Origin of the sequence: Metasolibacillus meyeri, from assembly GCF_003049505.1 — a bacterium.
Taxonomy (GTDB): Bacteria; Bacillota; Bacilli; order Bacillales_A; family Planococcaceae; genus Metasolibacillus; species Metasolibacillus meyeri.
The window spans coordinates 1-3,365 of sequence record NZ_PYWN01000197.1 but is presented as its reverse complement, the minus strand read 5'-3'; the positions used below and the strand labels follow the sequence as shown (position 1 = coordinate 3,365).

The 3,365-nt window shown below is 37.4% G+C and carries 3 protein-coding genes; all 3 read right to left on the bottom strand.

Going from position 1 to position 3,365, the window contains the following annotated elements:
- Nucleotides 1-429: 429 nt before the first annotated feature.
- Nucleotides 430-1,251, bottom strand: a complete 822-nt coding sequence (locus C9J34_RS20605; RefSeq protein WP_107842046.1) for a hypothetical protein — start codon at nucleotides 1,249-1,251, stop codon at nucleotides 430-432.
- Between the two features lie 99 nt (nucleotides 1,252-1,350).
- A complete protein-coding gene (locus C9J34_RS20600) occupies nucleotides 1,351-1,569 on the bottom strand; it encodes an ABC transporter substrate-binding protein (protein WP_238600737.1) in 219 nt (72 codons plus the stop codon).
- Nucleotides 1,570-1,805: 236 nt separating this feature from the next.
- Nucleotides 1,806-3,233 (bottom strand): serine hydrolase domain-containing protein, encoded by a 1,428-nt coding sequence (locus C9J34_RS20595; protein WP_107842045.1) that lies wholly within the window; start codon nucleotides 3,231-3,233, stop codon nucleotides 1,806-1,808.
- Nucleotides 3,234-3,365 lie beyond the last annotated feature (132 nt).

Here is a 3,365-nt window from a genome sequence, read left to right as displayed (position 1 = left end):
CAAAATAGCATTATGTAATTCTTGTGATGCGGGGTGCTTGTATGTGCCGCCCTTGGCAATTTCCTCCACTAGCTGGCCATGCTGCATGACAAGGATACAATCTGACACAAAACGTGTTGCTCGCATTTTTCACTTGACGTTCTTCATTTTGATCTGTAGACGAAACGCGAATATAATCGATCTTCACAACGAACTTCTTCCAGAAGATTCATTTTCTTCTATCATTCTATTATATTTTGTTTCCAAAGGTATGATTAGTTTAATAAACGTTTATAAAATGTTTTTCATACATTTTTAAACGCATAAATCAGCCTGTATCAGATAGGTTTTAAAAGTACACCTTTAAGGAGACTTAGTTGTACCAATGGTTTCAGCCTGTTCGCCTTTTTCACGGCGTTGGGCAAAAACACCCCCATTACCGTGTATCTGTCACAAGCTATTGAACACATCAAAGACTTTGCTTTCACCATCTTCATACGGGCAATTAACAATTTGTAGGTCTTTCATTTCCCATTTGGCGGAGCGAAGATATATAAATGACTTATCAAATTCTACGATATTGTGACTTGCACCATATTGTAAATCGTCGTATTGCTCATGATAACCTGGGTGTTCAATAGTTTTAGGACTAAATAAATTCGATGGCTGTTGTGCAGTTTTTTTGATTATTCTAGTACTAATATCATATTGGTGAGTAAATATATATTTATTAGACGACATAGACATATCATCATTTCCAATAAAGATTGTTGTACCATCTTGCGATACAGATGCCAACATCATTGAGATGCCATATGACTTAATTTGCTCATATGAAATTCGATTAGTAACTATTGAACCTTGCATATTATATACGACTACTCCAAATGTACCCTGTATAACTGCTATCTGGTGATCGGCATATAAAAGTCGGGGCATCTCGGCACCAATATTCATTTGTTCAATGTCAGACAGGTCCACCGCTAATTCTTCACCTTCAGGTAAGGTAATATTTTCATTACCAGAACCCTGTGCAACATGCTCGTTTTCTGGAACTACAATTGGACTTTTTAGAAAAGATAGGCTTAGTACGAGAACAATAATTGCTGCCGAAGCCAAAACTGTCCAATATAACGGATTAGCGCTTCTTGATTTATAAAACCCTGGTTGAATTTTTAGGTGAATTTTCTCACTTTCTTCAGTCGAAAATTCAACATTTTCATCTAAATAACTCTTCACTTTACCTGATATCTTCTTATCAAAGTTATTCAAGTTGACTACTCCTTTCAAGTTTTCTTTTAAGGGCTTCTTTTCCACGTAACAGTCTTGATTTTACGGTATTTATACTAATGTTACTTATTTCCTTCATGTTCATTTCCTGATAGTAATAAAATTGGCATACGGAATTGCATCCCAAAAGAGCGTGTTCGCTACTTTTTCTGTACCGTGTGTAATGCTCTCCACCATGTGTTCCTTATTGATAGCGTATTGAATCGCTTGACGTACTTCTAGCTCTGCTAACGGACCTGACTGTGTATTGAACAGTAGACAAAGGTTCAGATGCAGCTGTTTTGTATTTGCTGCTATCATTCAAATACGTATAGCTATCAATGAGTGTATGTCTATTAAAATAAACTCATTTAAAAAATAATACAGTTGTTTAAAGAATTCTTATTCCTCGAACGGAGCAGATTAGAGGAAGCAATAGTAATTAGGTTTGACTGGCTAAAATACTTTTGTTCCAGACTTATGTTTTTCAAAGTAAGCATACCGATAGATTGAAATTTAATTACTTAACATTCTGCTTATCTTGGGAGCGAGGTATTTTATCGGTGAGTGTATACAAACCATGTAATGCTTGCTGTTAATAATGCTGACGAAATCAAAGCCGTAAGAACACTATATGTTTGCCAAATAAGTATTGTTGACCAATCGAAAGTACAGCACAGTATCCCGAGGGCAATCGTAGTGATCAGGAAAATAATTGTTACGATTCTTCTCTTTTTTGTCATTGGCTGCCGCTCATTCGTTTTCCTTCTGCGTAATCCTAAGAGAAATAGCAGAACGGCCAATAAGCAAAGAATAATAGTGATAGATGATAAAATGATATCCAAAAGCTGTATGCCGCTTACTTCATATGACTGAGTGAGATTGCCGTCTAATATATCTTTAACTTTTAGTACCAGGTTTATATTGGTATTTGCGCCGTTGCTCAGCAAGCAGATGGCTGTTCGTTCATTTAGCAGTATAGCTACTTGGGTTCTGAAATTTGGATTGCCCCCAGTGTGCTCTATAATCGTTTGGTCGGCGTTTACCGACCAGCCTGCCGCATAATACATATCGTTGACAGCCGAAACAGACATATCACCCCTATGTGATTTTTCGATAACCGTGTGAAATATTTCGGGTATGTCCTGCACAATACCCATCTGTATGCCCATCCAACGCGCCATATCTTTTGTATTAGAAATGATGTAGCCTGCGGGTTTATTCCCAGCATAATCCGGAGCTTTAAATGGCGTTGTCATAAAAAAGGAAGAACGGTAGCCCTGTGCCAACTGTCCAGTGGCTTGAGCATCTTCTTTATAAACATACGTCTGGTGAAGACCTAACGGCTGAAATACCTGTTCCCTCATAAAGTCTTCATAGCTTTGTCGCGACACAATCTCAATAACCAAACCCAATACGTCATAATTAACGGTTCCATAGGTATACTGTTCACCGGGAGGGAACGCCAATTCAGCATCTATGAGCATTTCCACAGTCTTTTGTAACATATCCGGTGTATTGCCTTGTGGAATATTTTGAAAATGCCTAATATTTGTTAGACCACTAGTATGGTGAAGAAAGTTATTTAGTGTAAGGCTTTGCATATCAACAGGTTTCCCTTGATACTTTAACGTAAACCAAGGTAAATATTTTTGGACAGGGTCAGTCATTGAGAGCAGCCCTTGCTCTTCCAACAGCATAATACCTATACCGGTAAAAGCTTTACTGACCGAGGCTAACTCATAGAGTGTATTTTCACTTGCAGACAACCCCTTTTCGCGGTCTGCATACCCTGAAGAAAAGTAGAACACTTCATCATCAGCAAGTATTGAAATTGATATGCCCGGCACACCTGATATACGAGAGGCATCATCTAGCAATGCTTGTATTGCCGCAGCTTTCGAATCTGACAACGCATAACTTTGTGTTGCGAATCCTGAGAATAATATAAATATCGTTAATACAAAAACAATAAGCTTTTTCATAAACGCTCCTTTTTGAAAAATTATAAGAGAATAATATAAATAACCTACTTTGACAACTACTAAACTAGATTTTAATTAAATGATCTTTCTCTAGGGTGCGATGGCAAAATAGCATTATGTAATTCTTGTGAT